The organism is Candidatus Symbiopectobacterium endolongispinus (assembly GCF_018777385.1).
Lineage (GTDB): Bacteria > Pseudomonadota > Gammaproteobacteria > Enterobacterales > Enterobacteriaceae > Symbiopectobacterium > Symbiopectobacterium endolongispinus.
This window is the reverse complement of record NZ_JAFJYB010000001.1, coordinates 876,494-892,473: the sequence shown is the minus strand read 5'-3', so window position 1 is coordinate 892,473 and position 15,980 is coordinate 876,494. Positions and strand designations below refer to the sequence as shown.

Sequence of the window (15,980 nt, the reverse complement as noted above, 5' to 3'; positions counted from 1 at the left end):
TGCATTAAGAAAGGCTTGGTATGTCACGACGCATTTCTCCCGTCATTCCTGGTTTTGGCCTTACCTTAGGGTTTAGCCTCAGCTACTTGAGTTTGATTGTGTTGATCCCGTTGGCGGGCATGTTTGTCTACGCCAGTCAGCTTACACTCACGCAATTATGGACGTTGATCACCAGTCGTCAGGTGCTGCTTTCACTGCAACTCTCTTTTGGCACGGCGCTGGCGGCGGCTTTTGTCAATGGCATTCTGGGAACCTTACTGGCCTGGGTGTTGGTGCGCTACCAGTTTCCGGGGCGCAAAGTGATCGATGCCATGATCGACATGCCTTTTGCGCTGCCCACGGCGGTGGCGGGGATTGCACTTACGGCGCTGTATGCGCCAAATGGGCTGATTGGTGGACTGTTTCCTTTCAAGATTGCTTACACCAGCCTGGGTATCACGCTGGCGTTGATCTTTGTCACCTTGCCCTATGTGGCGCGCGAGCTGATTCCTTTGATGGAGCAGCAGGGCACCCAGGAGGAGGCTGCCCGTTTGCTGAGTGCCAACGGCTGGCAGATGTTCTGGTATATCACGCTGCCCAATGTGAAATGGGCGTTGATTTACGGTGTGGTGCTCTGTACGGCGCGTGCGATGGGTGAGTTTGGTGCGGTGTCCGTGGTCTCTGGCCATATTCGTGGTTTGACCAACACCTTGCCGTTGCACATTGAGATCCTTTACAACGAATACAATATTATAGCGGCCTTTAGCGTGGCGATTTTGCTGCTGCTGATGTCGTTAGTGGTATTGCTGCTGCGCCAATGGAGCGAAGGGCGTTTGGCAAAACAGGTTGAGAAACACCAACAGGAACTGGCTCAAAATGAGCATTGATATTCGTAATATAAACAAACAGTTTGGCCAGTTCCGGGCCTTGAATGAAATTAATCTGGCAATCAACAGCGGCGAGCTGGTGGCTTTGTTGGGATCATCGGGCTGTGGCAAAACGACCTTGTTGCGTATTATTGCTGGTTTTGAAAAGCCGGATAGCGGGCAGATTGTTTTTCACGGTGAAGATGTGTCGGTGCATGATGTGCGCGATCGCAATGTTGGCTTTGTGTTCCAGCACTATACGCTGTTTCGCCATATGACCGTGTTTGACAACGTGGCGTTTGGGCTGCGTATGAAACCGCGCAGTATCCGCCCTTCCAAGCGCGATATTGAAGCGAAAGTGCACGAGTTGCTGAACATGGTGCAGTTAGACTGGCTGGCAGATCGTTATCCGGAACAGCTCTCTGGCGGACAACGCCAGCGTATTGCTCTGGCACGCGCGCTGATTGTTGAACCGCGTATTTTGCTGCTGGATGAGCCCTTTGGTGCGCTGGATGCTAAAGTGCGTAAAGAGCTGCGCCGCTGGCTGTCACGTTTACACGAGAACGTCAATCTGACATCGGTGTTTGTGACGCACGATCAGGAAGAAGCGATGGAAGTTGCCGATCGCATTGTGCTGATGAATAAAGGTGTTATTGAGCAGATCGGCTCACCTGCTGAGGTGTATAACCATCCGGCCAGCGATTTTGTTTATCACTTCCTTGGTGACAGCAACCGCCTGAAAGTGGCGCACAGCGATAAACCGATCCTGTTCCGTCCCCATGAAGTGGCGATTTCTGCGGAGGTGCAAGACGGATTTCAGCCGGTGGTGGTGCGGTATATCCGTCCATTGGGGGCATTGACTCGTCTGTCGTTGAAAGTCGAAGGTGAGCCCGAACTGATTGAAGCCGAAGTCGCACAAGACGACATCAACCTTAACGGCTTGAAGCGTGGTGATGTTATCCAGTTCAAACCCAAAGTGTATAACCACGATTGGGAAATCTAAACGACGGCTACGGTTTCAAAAAATACCACAAGGTTCATAAAAAACGCCCGCCATCGCGGGCATTCAGACTGATGACAAAGCCGTTCCATCCTCGACGAAAGCCGGGGATCTCTGCCAGAAGGAACGCGTTTCATCTGCAAGAGATTCCCGCCTGCGCGGGAATGACTCTTTTAGGTGGGTTTTTCATTCAAATCGTTTGACAGTAAAATTAACGGTAATCTGGGTTGGACACCACAGAGTAACGTCCACTGCCTACCAGCGTGATGATCAGGCCACCGAAGAAGTAGAGAGCTTCCACTTCCAGTGCCCAGGCACCGACTTTGGTCAGAGTAAAGAAATTACCGATACCAACCATCAGAGTGGCAACCACTAACGTAAAAGCGGCAATCAGGCCGGAAATGCGGGTAAATACACCTAAAATAATCAGGATCGGCGCAACCACTTCACCAATGTACACCCCATAAGCGATAAAGCCTGGCAGGCCCGCCGCTTGCAGCATCTGCACGATCCAACCCACGCCGTGCTCTATTTTGGCTACGCCGTGAAACAGCAACAAAATACCAATGGTCAGACGTAGTAGCAGAATACCGGCATCCTGATGGTCTGCGAGACGATTGAATGACCGATTGAGCTGAGCAATCATAATAATTAACCCTATGTATGTTCATAAAAATTGTGGTAAGGACAACAGGGCGTAGTGTCGCCATTTTAGTGACGCAGAGAAAACAAATTTATTTTACATAGCTAATCAAAAAAATTGCTGTGGTATGGGCGAGTGGCTATGTGACCGCGATGTTGAAATGAATATAGCAAGGCCACCGGTAGGCATAGATCAACAAAGATCCCTTTTCGGGTAGGATGGCCGTTGGATGAAGGTCGCTGTATGGAATATGATGTGTTGTTTTATACATCAATATCATACAGCGGATTGAACCACGTAACGTGGTGAGCATGGATGATGTCGGTAAGCTGCTACCGACAATAATTTTTATCCATTGTCCGCTATGTGTTGTGCTGATCTTAGCCGTTATTTGACGATGTTGACGGCGTCGAACAGTCCTGCGGGTATTTTTTTATAATACCAGTATTCATCATTGACTGTTGCTTTGGTAAATGTCTCCAGCATATAACTCACTTTGTTGCCATTGACCGTTATCGCCATCTCTCCCTCTAGTGGCTTAGCGCTCACTAACATAAAATCACCAGACTGATTGGTGTAGTAACGGGTGTGGTCATCCAAAACCCCTTTTTGGCCACTGTACATGACCGAGTAGTCAAATTTGACAATGGTTTTAAAAATCTCTTTTGCACCAAAATATCGGCCATAGAGATTTGGGGCATGGAACAGGCCGAAATGCCCCCCGCTGTTTTGGAGTTTAGAGAAATAAAACTCAGGAATGGGGAAACTCTCTTGATTCTTGGCTATTTCATCCGCAATGATCTTCATTCTTACTTTGTCTTGCACATAAACACGTGTGTAAGCGCTATACATTAGCGAATAAGACCATAAGAAGGTTGCTAGACAAAGAAAGGTGACAATATTGATCTTCAAAAGATTTCTTCTGTCAGCCGTTTCCAGGATACCATGACCAAGGAAGGATACCGCAAAGAGAAGAAACATCAATGTTCCATTGACTACCCTATCTGGGTAAGAGGGGGAGATGAACATGATAAAGCTTGTCCCCACCGCAATCGCTATCATCAGATAAGTCGCATAGATTCTTTTTCTAGAAACAGGTGTACCTTTGCGAGCACTTATAACTGCAATCAAAGCAAGTAATGCTAAAACAACATAGCTAATACATATCATGGCAAGATGTCCAGAGAGTCGTTCTGTAAAATGAAAGACAATTTTTTCTAAAAATGATTTCCCTAACCAAACCGGGGTTTCTTTTGCTCTGATAAAATTTCCGGGTGCAAGAATGAGTATGCAAGCCCCAACAACTGCCATGAAAGTATAAATTACCTTATTGATATCAACGCTTTTTCTTTTCCAGAAATCATAACAAATCACTAACAATGATAATCTAATAACGAATGGAGCCACGCTTTCATTAGAGCATCCGGCTAATAGGCTGATGATTACCATCAGTATGCGGATTTTTTTATCATTATTTTGAAGTGTGTAGCTTATTCCATATATCCATGCAGCAACAAAAAGGTTTGTCCAGTGATAATTGGCGCTACCAACAACCCAGAATATTGTCTCTCCAATATTAGGGTTAGCTATCCAGTAGGTAAGAAAAACTAATGGAATAATTATATTGTCATTTTTATTCCATTTGAATGAACCTGATGGGGTTTTTGCAATGAAAAGGCAAAAAGACAATACGGCTGTTGCAATTGAAATAGAGTAGATAATACGAGAGTTGAGATATAGTAACAATGTGCTGATGTAATCAGCGACCACTCTCCCACTCCATGTCATGTAGTGTTTGTAGTGAGTATCTAAAGATATGCCTAGCAGTGTATAGTGATAATCATCTGAGTGAATATGCGTATACCACTCAATCAAAAATATTGCTAAAAAAATAACAACCGATATTAATATTGTCAGTGTCTTTTTCATTTTTTTGATATATCTCATTTTGGTGCTTGTTTTTTAATTATGTATCTTGGTCTTTGTTTTACTGCTACATAAATCCTTCCGATATACTCTCCTAAAATCCCAATTCCTATAAGCTGAATACCACCGAGAAACAAAATAGAAACTAAGAGGGAAGGATAACCGCGCATGGGGTTTCCGAAAACAAGGGTGTTAAAAACCATCCAGGAGCCATAAAGGAAGGATAATCCTGCTACAAATAGGCCAATATAGGTCCACACTCTTAATGGAATCGTTGAGAAACTGGTAATGCCTTCAATAGCAAGGTTCCAGAGTTTCCAACCATTAAACTTTGTGTTTCCTGCAACGCGTTCAGCACGAGTGTATTCAACAATATCTGTTTTACCCCCTGCCTAAGAGAGTATCCCTTTCATGAAAAGATTGCGTTCCGGCATAAGCTTAATACCTTCAACAATGCCACGAGACATTAAACGAAAGTCACCCACATTTTCTTCGATCTTTGGTGTGCTAATTTTGTTGTGGAGTTTATAGGACCATTCTGCCGTTTTTCGCTTTAAGTGACCATCCGTAGAGCGATCCGAGCGCTTAGCCAGAACCATGTCCGCTCCACATTGCCATTTTTCAATAAGAGCAGGGATTATTTCAATCGGATCCTGAAGATCAACGTCAATGAGAATAATGACATCCCCGGTTGCATTCTCTAACCCTGCAAAAATAGCAGGTTCTTTACCAAAATTACGAGTGAACGACAGTGGAATAACTAATTCATCCGACACGGCGAGTGCATTAATGATTGACTATGTAGCATCGCTGCTGCCATCGTTAATGAAAAGAATTTCTACTTGGTGCTGTCTGAAAGATTCCATCTCTCTAACTGCTTTATAAAAGATAGGTATTGTATCTGCCTCATTAAATACATGAACTACCAGTGAGATTTTCATTTATCTTTCCTAAAGACAATGAACTTCGAATAGAAAAAACCGCAAACCAGGCTAATTGCAGAAAATTCAATCATTGTGATCAAGGGGGAAATATTGTAATGGTCTGATAGTTGACCTGAAATAAAGCTCAGTATCCCCATGAAAGTAATGAAAAGAAAATATCTTCCACCAGAAGCTCTGGCTTGAAAGGTGAATTTTGCATTGGCAAAAAATGAAAATGTGACTGCAACCATAAATGCAATCAGGTTTCCGATCGATTGATCGTATGCCGCAAAATAAACCAGAGTACCGAATACAATCCAGTGAATAATTGTATTGATAATCCCTACGGTCATATATTTAGTGAATAATTTAAGCATTAAATAATAGTTTTTATTAATTTTTTGATATTTTATCACTGATTCTGACTATGATCTACACAACAGTAACGCTTTTGATCTAAACGAAGGGTAATGTTTCGACTTTAAAAGGGTCTACTAAAATGGCAGGGGAAAGGTTAATCGGGATGAGATCATCTATTGTGATCGACGCTAACGGCGTTTTCGCCCAAGCCTAAGCACTGACCGGTGTTTGTTGCGATATCTCATGCAGATGAGAAAGTATTAAAAGAAAAAGGAGAGGTCTGCGAAATGGCGGGTCGTGCAGGATTCGAACCTGCGACCAATTGATTAAAAGTCAACTGCTCTACCGACTGAGCTAACGACCCGCAGAAGTGGTGGGTGATGACGGGATCGAACCGCCGACCCCCTCCTTGTAAGGGAGGTGCTCTCCCAGCTGAGCTAATCACCCTCGCTGTGTGGAATCGCATTATAGGGATAGTTGAAAGTGAGTCAACGCTTTTTAAATGCAAAATGCGTGTTCGTTGTAAAATTAGGCAACACGTCGTTTTTCTGGGCATTCGTGGTCAATAATTTGGCGTATTGTTAGTCCTATTCAACACGCAATGCGGTTACAGCGTTGAGGAATCAGGGCAGAGTGATAGAATATCGCCAACTTTTGGCTGGAACCGTCGCTGGTGTCTGCCAGTCGCCCTTAAGTAACAAGGCTTATTATCCCAATGAAAATCAAAACTCGTTTCGCGCCAAGCCCCACTGGCTATTTGCATGTCGGCGGCGCTCGTACTGCGCTTTACTCCTGGCTGTTTGCCCGTCACCATCAGGGTGAGTTTGTTTTGCGTATCGAAGACACTGACCTGGAGCGTTCAACGCAGGATGCCATTATGGATGGCATGAACTGGCTGAACCTGGATTGGGATGAGGGTCCGTACTACCAGACCAAGCGCTTTGACCGTTACAACGCGGTGATTGATGAAATGCTGGTGCAGGGCACCGCCTACAAATGCTATTGCAGCCGTGAGCGTCTGGAAGCGCTGCGTGAAGATCAAATGGCGAAGGGTGAAAAACCACGCTACGACGGCTGCTGTCGCGATTCTCATGCGCATCATGCCAATAATGAGCCTCACGTGGTGCGTTTTCGTAATCCGCAAGACGGTTCTGTGATTTTCAACGACCGTATTCGTGGCCCGATCGAATTCAGCAATCAGGAACTGGACGATCTGATCATTCGCCGTACCGATGGTTCACCAACCTACAACTTCTGTGTAGTGATCGACGACTGGGATATGGAAATCACGCACGTTATTCGTGGTGAAGACCATATCAACAACACCCCGCGCCAAATCAATATCCTGAAAGCGTTGGGTGCGCCGGTGCCGGAATACGCCCATGTGTCGATGATCCTGGGCGATGATGGCAAAAAACTGTCCAAACGCCATGGTGCCGTGGGCGTGATGCAGTATCGCGATGATGGTTATCTGCCAGAAGCGCTGCTCAACTATCTGGTCCGTTTGGGGTGGTCACATGGCGATCAGGAAATTTTCTCCATTGATGAGATGACGCAACTGTTTACGTTGGATGCCGTAAGCAAATCGGCCAGCGCCTTCAATACCGAGAAGTTGCAGTGGCTGAACCATCACTATATCAATCATCTGCCAGCTGAATATGTGGCAACGCATCTGTCATGGCACATTGAGCAAGCCGGGATCGACACCCGCACCGGGCCGCAACTATGCGAACTGGTGACGCTGTTGGGAGAGCGCTGCAAAACACTGAAAGAGATTGCGGCGTCCTGCCGTTATTTCTATGAAGATTTTGCCGAGTTTGATGCCGATGCTGCCAAGAAACACTTGCGTCCGGTTGCTCGCCAGCCATTGGAATTGGTGCGTGAGAAGCTTGCTGCTATCAGCGACTGGATTGCGGAAAACATTCATCACGCCATTCAGGGCACGGCGGACGAACTGCAACAAGGCATGGGTAAAGTCGGTATGCCGCTGCGTGTGGCGGTAACTGGCGTGGGCCAATCATCTGGCGTCGATGTTACGGTACACGCGGTGGGTCAGCAACGTGCATTGGCACGCATCGATAAAGCATTGGCCTTTATCGCTGAGCGTGAAGCGCAGCAATAATCGCATAACCCAGCGATCGGTTAACGCCCCGTGTGGCCCTCCTTTTCGGGAGTTCGCCGCCGGGGCGTTTTTTTATTCACGAACGCAAATCAATCCTGAGCTCATTGTGGCTGAATGGCCACTTCTACCGCCTTTGCCATTGCATCGGGGATCACGCTACCATGGTGTTTACCTTCGAACAGGATAAAGTTGGCTGCGGGGTTTTCGGTGTGCAATTGCGCCGCCAGGTCGCGCGCTTTGGTCACCATGGTGCGCTGCGCCTGACGCTTGGCACGTTTCGGATCGACCGGTTGGTTGGGATCGGCCTTGGGGGGCTTCTCTTCATATTCGCCCACGCTTATCGTGATTGACGTAGGTTGTGCCGTAAGCAGTGGTGAACGTTTGGGGATGACCACGTCGTCTCCCCACCAGATAGACGGGCAGGCGGCCAGATAGCGCTGGAAAGATTCCCCATGATTAAACAGGGTAAACAGTACGAATAACCCACCAAAGGAGTGACCGGCGAGTGTCTGCTGCTGTGGATTAACCGGGACTCGTGCTTCTACCCACGGTTTCACACTGTGTTGGATAAACTGATAAAACTGCTCTGCTTCCCCTCCTGCACCAAAATCCGAGTCGATTGTCGGGGCCGGAGGCGTGTAGTCGCGGGTGCGGGCAGGAATGTCATAACCTTGATCAATGTGATAGCCGATGCCAACAATCACAGGCGCTGGCCCCTGTGCTGGGGGTATAACTGTTGACCGCCAGCGGGAACTGGGCATTGGCGTCCAGTACATAGAGCACTGGACGTTTCTCCTGTGCGGCGATATCACGCGGCGTAGCGATAAAGACACGGTACTGAAGCCGGCGGGTGCTTTCCATACCGTGCTGCTCAATGCTGAAGTAGCGCTTGGCGTTTTCAGAGAGCGTGGCGACAGGGGGCTGTGCCCGTGCGGGCAAAAGGCTGGAGGCGATCAGAGTAATAAGCACAACGGGCAAATAGCGCATAACGACCTGTTAAGGTTCTGATGAACGAATAAAAGATGATAATAAAACCCGTTATCATTACCAGCGTTTTTCTGTTCTTGTGCGCGGTATTACGCCACAAGCGTTGATAAAATCGGCGTGCTGGCGGCTTTTTCAGCGGTTGACGGCAGAAAGAGATTTAGCCGTTGACACACCTGAGCGGGTTGCATATTATTCGGGCCGTTCACACAGACAATCGGTGTCACTGTCTGATGTAATGGGGCTATAGCTCAGCTGGGAGAGCGCTTGCATGGCATGCAAGAGGTCAGCGGTTCGATCCCGCTTAGCTCCACCACTCCTTATTGTTTTTATTTCCCCTGTTTTGTCCCTAAGACCATCGCTATGGCGTAGTCAATTCTCATATAGAGCTCAGTTCGTAAGCGCTTTGTATTGCTGTGGCGCGGCTTGCGAACCGATGGCATTACTGATCTGCTGAACCCGGTAGCCGTGGCATCCAATCAATTGGCGACTGCCCCTGCTGTATCAGGAATTGATTCGTCTTGGAAAAGAGGCGACAGCCCAGAAAGCCACGGTGTGCAGACAACGGCGACGGGTGCGGGGATTTCAGCACATGATGGCGCTGCGTGTCGATAATGCTGCCTTTTCTCTGCGCGTGTGCTCCCCACAGCAGAAACACGATGCCATCACGCTTTTCATTCAATGCACTAATCACGCGATCGGTAAAGGTTTCCCAGCCGAGGTTGGCGTGGGAATGCGCCTGACCTGCCTCCACCGTTAACACGGTGTTTAACAGCAGTACACCTTGCTCCGCCCAGCTTTGCAGGCAACCATGCTGAGGGATCGTAAAACCGGGAATATCGTTCGCCAGCTCTTTGTACATGTTCATTAATGACGGCGGTGCGGGAATGCCAGGGCGGACGGAGAATGACAGGCCGTGCGCTTGACTAGGCCCGTGATAGGGGTCTTGTCCCAGGATCACCACCTTGACCTGATTGAACTCCGTATAGCGAAAGGCATTAAACACATCTTTCTGCGGGGGATAAATTACCTTTCCTTCGGCGCGGGCATTGCCGACAAACGTCAACGTTTGCACAAAATAAGGCTGCTCTTTTTCCTGTGCCAAAACGTCATGCCACGTTAGTTCGGTTGTCATCCTGTCCTCGATACGGGTGTTGTGAAAGAGGGCTGTAGCTTACCGATCTCTGCTCTCAAGGTAAAACACTGTGGCGGGAAAGTTGATGGTAATGAAGTGAAAATTATAAAAAAGTTGAAAATTTACAAAAAAAATCGCATCACATCTTTTGGTTAAAATTGATGTAAAACAATTAATTGCTGTTGCGTCTGATTTTTACACCCTGAATTAATTGATTTAAATCAAAGATTGGCGGCTAAGGTACTGGTATATAACTACACAAGGTAAGTGAATTTCATTTTGTGGTTAAAACCTCGTGTTGGTGAGTACTGCAACCCTTCTCAGGTTCAGACACGATTCTGCTGTTTTACGGAGGCAATTATGGTTACTGGCATTCAAATTACTAAAGCTAACAATAACGCTCTGGTTAACTCTTTCTGGCTGCTCGATGAAGAAAAATCAGAAGCACGCTGCGTTTGCGCAAAAGCGGATTACAGCGAAGATCAAATCGTTCCGGTTAGCGATTTGGGGCAGTTTGAATATCGTGAAGTTCCGTTGGAAATCAAACAGGAAGTGTGTGGAAGGGGGGCAACACCTGAACGTGAACGTTTTGCGCCGTGAAACGCTGGAAGATGCGGTAAAACACCCGGAAAAATACCCGCAGTTGACCATCCGTGTTTCTGGTTATGCAGTGCGTTTCAACTCACTGACCCCAGAACAGCAACGTGACGTGATCACGCGTACTTTCACTGAAAGCCTGTAATCGTACGTACGGTTGCCGTAATAAAAAAGGAGCGAAAGCTCCTTTTTTTGTGCTCTGGTTTGTTCCCGGCGTTTGTGCCGGGAGACGGTATCGAAACAGAATTACTCTGTGCCTGAAGGCGTATCGTCAGTTTTCTGCGAAGGCTGGCGGCGCTTCCCTACATTCTTGCTGTCGCGGTGGCGCACTTTCATCTTGGTTTTTTCTTTCTCTTTCTTCTTTTTCTTCTCTTCAGCACGCTTAGCCAGTACTTTTTTCGACGGCTTACCGTTGGTTTTTTCGCTTGGCGCTTTGGTTTTTGGACGCAACTCATCAATGACGCGCGCTTTCAACGGCTCATTTAAGTAACGTCTGATCTTGCCAAGCAGCAAGTGATCGTGGGCTTCCACCAGTGAGATGGCACACCCTTTTTTGCCAGCGCGTCCGGTACGCCCGATACGGTGCAAGTAGATATCAGCCGTCAGTGGCAAGTCAAAGTTGAAGACATGACTAACATCATTGATGTCCAACCCGCGTGCAGCAACGTCTGTGGCAATCAATACATTGACCAGTCCCTCGCTCAGGCGCGTGATGGCCTGATTGCGTTTGGCTTGCACCATCTCGCCTTCCAGATGGCAACTGTTGATACCCGCTTCACGTAACCAGGCTGCAAGTTCATGCACGCGCTCGCGCTTACGCACAAACACAATGGCTCGGGTGGTTTCCGGCTGTTTCAGCAAATGTGCCAGCAGCGCGGTTTTATGCTCAGTATCATCAGCGCGGTAAAACCATTGCGGAATCTTTTTACGCTCACGCCGTGAAGGGTCGGCTTCAATCTCAACCGGTTCTTTCAACAGTCGCTCTGCGAAATCTTTGACGGCATTGCCTTCCAGCGTGGCGGAAAACAGCAAAGTTTGTGTGCGCCAGCGGGTTTCACCAGCAATATGTTCGATATCCTGAGCAAATCCCATGTCGAGCATACGATCTGCTTCGTCCAGAATCAGCGTTTCCACTGCGCGACAGTCAAAGTTTTCTTCTTTGATGTATTGAAGCAGGCGCCCCGTTGTCGCCACCACAATATCCTGATTCTCGCTGAAGACTTCAGCGTGGTTCATGTAGGCCACACCGCCAGTAATGGTTGCTACGTCCAGATGGGTGTGCGCCGCCAACGCTTTAGCCTGCTCGGCCACCTGCATCGCCAGTTCACGCGTGGGCGTTACGATCAGAATACGCGGTGGACCTGATTTTTTACGAGGAAAGTCAATCAGATGCTGCAACACCGTCAGCAGATAGACTGCTGTTTTTCCTGTTCCTGTTGGCGCGGATCCAAGGACATCTTTCCCGTCCATGGCGGGTGGGATCGCCGCGAGTTGAATGGCGGTTGGGCGCTCGTAGCCCATATCGCGCAAGGCATCTAGCAGGCTTTCATCAAGATCAAGATCGGAAAATTGGGTTGCAGTCATGGTCTACCTCTATTTGGGGCGCTGATTATAGACGCATTACGCGTACACTTCATCATCTGTTTACACCGCCTCGGTGTCCTGTCGGCGGGATGCTTTCCCTGTTGCAGGGATTCCCTTATGCTACGGCGGGTTTCCGGAGGAGCAGCACATCATGCATCAGCACGCAGCGCGATCACAAACATTGCGGCGCAACGGGTTCACGTTTAAACAATTTTTTGTCGCGCACGATCGTTGTGCGATGAAAGTGGGTACGGATGCCATCCTGCTCGGTGCCTGGGCTCCAGTGCCGCAAACCGGCTGTGTGCTGGATATTGGATATGGTTCCGGCATTATCACCCTGATGTTGGCACAGCGTAGCCCAGACTCGGTGACGATCGATGCGGTTGAGGTAGAGCGCGAAGCCAGCACACAGGCACAAGAGAATCGTCAGATCTCACCGTGGGCATCACGTATTACCGTGGTAAACCGTGATATTGAGACGTTTACGGCACAAACAGCATCACGCTATGCGTTGATTGTCAGTAATCCTCCTTATTTTGCACCGGGCAGTGCATGTCGGACCGAGGCGCGCAGCACGGTCCGTTATACAGAGAGTTTGTCCCATGAAACCTTACTCCACTGTGCTGCCAAGCTGCTGGAGCCGGAAGGGCGCTTTTGTGTGGTGCTACCGAGTCAGGTTGCCAGTGATTTTTGCAGCACGGCATGCCAACAAGGGTGGTCGATACGTCAGCGACTGGCCGTACGTGAGAGGGCAGAGGGCCAACCGCATCGGGAACTGTTGACCCTGACGAAGCAAGCGGGCCCCTGCGAGAGGCGAACGTTGATTGTCCGCGCAGAAGATGGCAGCTACTCTTATGATTTTCGCGCATTGACCAAGGATTTCTATTTATTTATGTAGGATATTCCTTGTCGTTAACGATGGCTCGGGCACTCTCAGAGGCTAACGGTGCTATTGAACGTTTTTTCGCGTATGATCCCATGACTGTCCCAGCTAAAGAACAGAAATCTGCGCGACGTGTACGGATGTAAACGCCGACGCGCGAAGATACATGTGGCAGGCTGAGCACATAAAGAAGAAGGAACAAACGTTATCGGGAACTTTTGTTAACCGGTGGTGTCCGACTTACAGCTTGCTCAGATTATTTAATAACGATATGGCTGGCAGTACTATTTTACGTGTGGAGAACGGTTTGAGGAGACATTACCTCGGATGAGCGAGCAGCTAGCAGATCGCATTCTGGTTGAACGTGTCCAGAAAGGCGACCAGAAATCTTTTAATTTACTGGTGGTGCGCTATCGGCACAAAGTAGCGAACCTAGTGTCACGGTACGTTCCTCCTGGGGATGTGCCTGATGTGGTGCAGGAGTCGTTTATCAAAGCCTATCGTGCGTTGGAGTCTTTTCGCGGCGATAGTGCGTTCTACACTTGGCTGTATCGCATTGCGGTTAATACGGCCAAAAATTATCTGGTTGCTCAGGGGCGGCGACCACCGTATAGCGACGTTGATGCCAATGACGCTGAAAATTATGAAACTGCCAGCGCATTAAAAGAAATATCGAACCCTGAGAACTTAATGTTGTCAGAGGAATTGAAAAGTATCGTTTTTCGAACCATTGAAGCGTTGCCAGAAGATTTACGGATGGCGATTACGCTACGCGAACTTGATGGCCTAAGTTATGAAGAGATAGCCGCCATTATGGATTGCCCGGTCGGCACTGTTCGTTCTCGTATATTCCGTGCGCGAGAAGCGATAGATAACAAAGTACAACCGCTAATTCAACATTAACCCGGTTTTCGAGTTAACCATGATGGATTTGACAAGGTAAAGGGTATGGGTATGCAGAAAGAGAAACTTTCCGCTTTAATGGACGGCGAGGCAGCGGATACCGAACTGCTTAACACATTGGGGCGGGATGCTGAACTGCAAAAAAGTTGGCAAAGCTACCATTTGATTCGCGATACGCTGCGTGGTGACGTGGCGCAGAGTGTCATTGAGATCGACATTGCCGCACGCGTTGCGCAGGCGATTGCCGAAGAGCCGGTGCGCATTGCGCCTCAGGCTATTCCCGAAGCACAGCCTCATCCCGATACCTGGTCACGTTTGTCGTTCTGGGACAAAGTGCGTCCTTGGGCAAGCCAACTGACTCAGGTTGGTGTGGCCGCCTGTGTCTCATTGGCAGTGATCGTCGGCGTGCAAATGCAACGTTCCCCGGATCAAGCTCTGGAAGCGCAAAACGACATGCCAGCGTTTAGTACGCTTCCCGCCATGGGCAGCGCCTCTCCGGTAAGCCTGGGCGTACCGTCTGAAAACTTTGTGTCGCACGGTGGTCAATGTCAGGTTGAAGCACAACGCAACCGCATCAATGTCATTTTGCAGGACTATGAGTTGCAGCGTCGCCTCAATTCGGAGCCGTTGCAAGGTCAGCAAGATGAAGAACAGCAGGCCGCTATTCAGGTGCCTGGCACTCAATCTTTAGGAACGCAGTCTCGTTAATGAAGCGTGTTGGGTTTGCTTTTTGCATTCTGCTCGGTTGCTTACCCTATTCAACAACCGTCCTGGCGCGACCTGCGTCAGGTACGGTGTTGCAGCCTCAGTCCTCGCTGCAACAGATGGGCAATGCTATTCGGGCATCGAATCTCTGCGCTATCGGCATGCCCGTATAGATAACCGTCCATTGACACAGTTGCTGTTTATGGATGGGCCTCGCCGAGAAATCGTGCAGCGAGACTGAGATATCAGTTATTTTGATACCGATCTAGAACCTTTCTCGCTTTCCGGCAATCACATCATCGATTCGTTCCCCAGCCTGGTTTATGCCGATTATCAATCGCTGTCCGCGTTCTATGATTTCATTCCGGCGGCAGGAAGAGTACGGATCGCCGATCGCCTGTGTGAAGGCATGTGTATTATTTCCCGGGATGGGACACGTTATAGCTACAGCGTATAGTTTGATGTCGCGACGTATTGACTTGTAGGATCGCAATGGGGAACGAATGGAGCAATTTCTGGTGACATCGCTGGTGGTCAGTGATGATATCCGTGAGACGTTACGCCCATTATTAAGCGAAGGGTTACCGCCATTGCTGACGACACCGTCGGTTGAAACGGTCGACCTGACCTGGATCCCTGAATGACAGCCACAGGGCATGAAAGAGATCTCGCGTACCCGCAGAACGTTGCCTGGGATCTGCATCCCGGTGGAATCGCGCCTGTTCAGTGATGGTTTATTCAGCTTTTCTGTTAATATCACGCCATCGTCAGAATCCCGTGCCGAGCAATATGTCACGACAGGACGGCGAAGCGTACACACAGAAATCCGCGCTGATAATGTCATTTTTCAATCGCAGTAAATTTGCAAGATGTAGGGCGCAGGTATGATCAAAGAGTGGGCGACTGTGGTTTCCTGGCACAATGGCATGGCCGTGCTGCACTGTGAGCAGCGTTCTGGGTGCAGCGGTTGTCAGTCGCGTAAAACCTGTGGTACCGGGCTTTTGAGTGAATTGGGACGGTCCGCTGAACAGGCGCTGCACGTTCCGTGCGAGAACCCTTGCTGCCTGGTCAGCGCGTTGAATTGGGTATTTCCGAAAGTAGTCTGCTGCGTTCCGCCATGCTGGTCTATCTGGTGCCGCTGTTGGGATTATTCATAGGGGCGGGATTGTTGCAGTCGCTGTTCGCCAACGATCTGGCGGCGGTGCTGGGTGCCGCGTTGGCGTTTATCCTGGTACGCGGCTGGTCGCTTAAATTAGGCGAGAAACATCACTATCGCCCGGTTATTTTGCAGATAGCCCTGCCGGGACAGCCGCTAAAAATCGAATCCTGAACCTCATTTAACTGGGTGAGCCGCTGCGCCACCCGGTCGT

Annotated in this window: 15 protein-coding genes, 3 tRNA genes and 5 pseudogenes; 13 read left to right on the top strand and 10 right to left on the bottom strand. The window is 48.9% G+C overall.

What is annotated here, in order from left to right; genetic code table 11:
- Nucleotides 1-20 precede the first annotated feature (20 nt).
- The 3 genes and pseudogenes from cysT (at nt 21) to JZM30_RS23830 (ending at nt 1,848) form a co-directional block, all read left to right on the top strand.
- Entirely contained in the window at nt 21-866 is an 846-nt protein-coding gene (cysT, locus tag JZM30_RS04530; RefSeq protein WP_252317724.1) for a sulfate ABC transporter permease subunit CysT, read from the top strand.
- Nucleotides 856-1,584: pseudogene (locus tag JZM30_RS04525) on the top strand (sulfate/molybdate ABC transporter ATP-binding protein); the annotation flags it as partial. The gene cysT and the pseudogene JZM30_RS04525, both read left to right, overlap by 11 nt.
- Nucleotides 1,585-1,587: 3 nt before the next feature.
- Complete coding sequence (locus tag JZM30_RS23830; RefSeq protein WP_308167136.1) at nt 1,588-1,848, top strand: TOBE-like domain-containing protein; 261 nt, start codon at nt 1,588-1,590, stop codon at nt 1,846-1,848.
- 208 nt (nt 1,849-2,056) lie between these two features.
- On the opposite strand, the gene JZM30_RS04520 is transcribed toward JZM30_RS23830, so the two are convergent.
- The 6 genes and pseudogenes from JZM30_RS04520 to JZM30_RS04495 all read right to left on the bottom strand — a co-directional run bounded on the left by JZM30_RS04520 (nt 2,057) and on the right by JZM30_RS04495 (nt 6,144).
- Nucleotides 2,057-2,491, bottom strand: a complete 435-nt coding sequence (locus JZM30_RS04520) for a DoxX family protein (protein ID WP_252317722.1) — start codon at nt 2,489-2,491, stop codon at nt 2,057-2,059.
- Nucleotides 2,492-2,875: 384 nt separating this feature from the next.
- On the bottom strand, nt 2,876-4,417 hold the full coding sequence (locus JZM30_RS04515) for a DUF6056 family protein (protein WP_252317721.1): 1,542 nt from the start codon (nt 4,415-4,417) through the stop codon (nt 2,876-2,878).
- Nucleotides 4,418-4,431: 14 nt separating this feature from the next.
- Nucleotides 4,432-5,355, bottom strand: a pseudogene (locus JZM30_RS04510) (glycosyltransferase family 2 protein).
- Nucleotides 5,352-5,714 (bottom strand): GtrA family protein, encoded by a 363-nt coding sequence (locus JZM30_RS04505; RefSeq protein WP_252317995.1) that lies wholly within the window; start codon nt 5,712-5,714, stop codon nt 5,352-5,354. Before JZM30_RS04505 ends, JZM30_RS04510 begins: the two are co-directional and overlap by 4 nt.
- Nucleotides 5,715-5,985: 271 nt before the next feature.
- Nucleotides 5,986-6,061: transfer RNA gene (locus JZM30_RS04500), tRNA-Lys, on the bottom strand.
- 7 nt (nt 6,062-6,068) lie between these two features.
- Nucleotides 6,069-6,144, bottom strand: a tRNA-Val gene (locus JZM30_RS04495).
- A 268-nt stretch (nt 6,145-6,412) separates the two neighbouring features.
- Between JZM30_RS04495 and gltX the strand changes: the two genes are divergently transcribed.
- The gene (gltX, locus tag JZM30_RS04490) at nt 6,413-7,819 is read left to right on the top strand and encodes a glutamate--tRNA ligase (RefSeq protein ID WP_252317720.1); all 1,407 of its coding nucleotides are present in this window, start codon (nt 6,413-6,415) and stop codon (nt 7,817-7,819) included.
- Between the two features lie 101 nt (nt 7,820-7,920).
- Here the strand turns inward: gltX and JZM30_RS04485 are convergent, their stop codons facing one another.
- The gene (locus JZM30_RS04485) at nt 7,921-8,523 is read right to left on the bottom strand and encodes an alpha/beta hydrolase (protein ID WP_252317719.1); all 603 of its coding nucleotides are present in this window, start codon (nt 8,521-8,523) and stop codon (nt 7,921-7,923) included.
- Nucleotides 8,495-8,806: a hypothetical protein gene (locus JZM30_RS04480; RefSeq protein ID WP_252317718.1), complete on the bottom strand. Its 312-nt coding sequence runs from the start codon at nt 8,804-8,806 to the stop codon at nt 8,495-8,497. Before JZM30_RS04480 ends, JZM30_RS04485 begins: the two co-directional genes overlap by 29 nt.
- 237 nt (nt 8,807-9,043) lie before the next feature.
- On the opposite strand from JZM30_RS04480, the gene JZM30_RS04475 reads away from it, so the two are divergent.
- Nucleotides 9,044-9,119 (top strand) — tRNA-Ala (locus tag JZM30_RS04475).
- Between the two features lie 126 nt (nt 9,120-9,245).
- On the opposite strand, the gene ung is transcribed toward JZM30_RS04475, so the two are convergent.
- The gene (gene ung / locus JZM30_RS04470; protein WP_252317717.1) at nt 9,246-9,938 is read right to left on the bottom strand and encodes a uracil-DNA glycosylase; all 693 of its coding nucleotides are present in this window, start codon (nt 9,936-9,938) and stop codon (nt 9,246-9,248) included.
- Nucleotides 9,939-10,298: 360 nt separating this feature from the next.
- Here ung and grcA point away from each other — a divergent pair.
- Nucleotides 10,299-10,680: pseudogene (grcA, locus tag JZM30_RS04465) on the top strand (autonomous glycyl radical cofactor GrcA).
- Nucleotides 10,681-10,781: 101 nt separating this feature from the next.
- On the opposite strand, the gene srmB reads toward grcA, so the two are convergent.
- A complete protein-coding gene (gene srmB, locus JZM30_RS04460; RefSeq protein ID WP_252317716.1) occupies nt 10,782-12,119 on the bottom strand; it encodes an ATP-dependent RNA helicase SrmB in 1,338 nt (445 codons plus the stop codon).
- Nucleotides 12,120-12,270: 151 nt separating this feature from the next.
- On the opposite strand from srmB, the gene trmN reads away from it, so the two are divergent.
- From trmN to rseC, 7 genes and pseudogenes are all read left to right on the top strand, one after another.
- Nucleotides 12,271-13,017 carry a tRNA(1)(Val) (adenine(37)-N(6))-methyltransferase TrmN gene (trmN, locus tag JZM30_RS04455; protein ID WP_252317715.1) on the top strand — a complete coding sequence of 249 codons (747 nt, stop codon included), beginning with the start codon at nt 12,271-12,273 and terminating at the stop codon, nt 13,015-13,017.
- A gap of 312 nt (nt 13,018-13,329) precedes the next feature.
- Nucleotides 13,330-13,905, top strand: coding sequence for an RNA polymerase sigma factor RpoE (rpoE, locus tag JZM30_RS04450; protein ID WP_252317714.1), 576 nt, complete (start codon nt 13,330-13,332; stop codon nt 13,903-13,905).
- A gap of 51 nt (nt 13,906-13,956) precedes the next feature.
- The gene (rseA, locus tag JZM30_RS04445) at nt 13,957-14,613 is read left to right on the top strand and encodes an anti-sigma-E factor RseA (protein WP_252317713.1); all 657 of its coding nucleotides are present in this window, start codon (nt 13,957-13,959) and stop codon (nt 14,611-14,613) included.
- A 22-nt stretch (nt 14,614-14,635) separates the two neighbouring features.
- A pseudogene (locus JZM30_RS23825) lies at nt 14,636-15,067 on the top strand (sigma-E factor regulatory protein RseB domain-containing protein).
- Nucleotides 15,068-15,113: 46 nt separating this feature from the next.
- Nucleotides 15,114-15,254: a hypothetical protein gene (locus tag JZM30_RS04435; RefSeq protein ID WP_252317712.1), complete on the top strand. Its 141-nt coding sequence runs from the start codon at nt 15,114-15,116 to the stop codon at nt 15,252-15,254.
- 12 nt (nt 15,255-15,266) lie between these two features.
- The gene (locus JZM30_RS04430; RefSeq protein ID WP_252317710.1) at nt 15,267-15,470 is read left to right on the top strand and encodes a MucB/RseB C-terminal domain-containing protein; all 204 of its coding nucleotides are present in this window, start codon (nt 15,267-15,269) and stop codon (nt 15,468-15,470) included.
- A 24-nt stretch (nt 15,471-15,494) separates the two neighbouring features.
- Nucleotides 15,495-15,940 (top strand): annotated as a pseudogene (gene rseC, locus JZM30_RS04425) (SoxR-reducing system protein RseC).
- Nucleotides 15,941-15,980 lie beyond the last annotated feature (40 nt).

What these genes read in the sequence shown, in the direction of transcription:
- cysT (WP_252317724.1), top strand. Translation starts at nt 21, where the DNA reads ATGTCACGACGCATTTCTCCCGTCATTCCTGGTTTTGGCCTTACCTTA.
- JZM30_RS04520 (WP_252317722.1), bottom strand. Translation starts at nt 2,491, where the DNA reads ATGATTGCTCAGCTCAATCGGTCATTCAATCGTCTCGCAGACCATCAG.
- JZM30_RS04515 (WP_252317721.1), bottom strand. Translation starts at nt 4,417, where the DNA reads ATGAAAAAGACACTGACAATATTAATATCGGTTGTTATTTTTTTAGCA.
- JZM30_RS04505 (WP_252317995.1), bottom strand. Translation starts at nt 5,714, where the DNA reads ATGCTTAAATTATTCACTAAATATATGACCGTAGGGATTATCAATACA.
- gltX (WP_252317720.1), top strand. Translation starts at nt 6,413, where the DNA reads ATGAAAATCAAAACTCGTTTCGCGCCAAGCCCCACTGGCTATTTGCAT.
- JZM30_RS04480 (WP_252317718.1), bottom strand. Translation starts at nt 8,806, where the DNA reads ATGCGCTATTTGCCCGTTGTGCTTATTACTCTGATCGCCTCCAGCCTT.
- ung (WP_252317717.1), bottom strand. Translation starts at nt 9,938, where the DNA reads ATGACAACCGAACTAACGTGGCATGACGTTTTGGCACAGGAAAAAGAG.
- srmB (WP_252317716.1), bottom strand. Translation starts at nt 12,119, where the DNA reads ATGACTGCAACCCAATTTTCCGATCTTGATCTTGATGAAAGCCTGCTA.
- trmN (WP_252317715.1), top strand. Translation starts at nt 12,271, where the DNA reads ATGCATCAGCACGCAGCGCGATCACAAACATTGCGGCGCAACGGGTTC.
- rpoE (WP_252317714.1), top strand. Translation starts at nt 13,330, where the DNA reads ATGAGCGAGCAGCTAGCAGATCGCATTCTGGTTGAACGTGTCCAGAAA.
- rseA (WP_252317713.1), top strand. Translation starts at nt 13,957, where the DNA reads ATGCAGAAAGAGAAACTTTCCGCTTTAATGGACGGCGAGGCAGCGGAT.
- JZM30_RS04435 (WP_252317712.1), top strand. Translation starts at nt 15,114, where the DNA reads ATGGAGCAATTTCTGGTGACATCGCTGGTGGTCAGTGATGATATCCGT.
- JZM30_RS04430 (WP_252317710.1), top strand. Translation starts at nt 15,267, where the DNA reads ATGAAAGAGATCTCGCGTACCCGCAGAACGTTGCCTGGGATCTGCATC.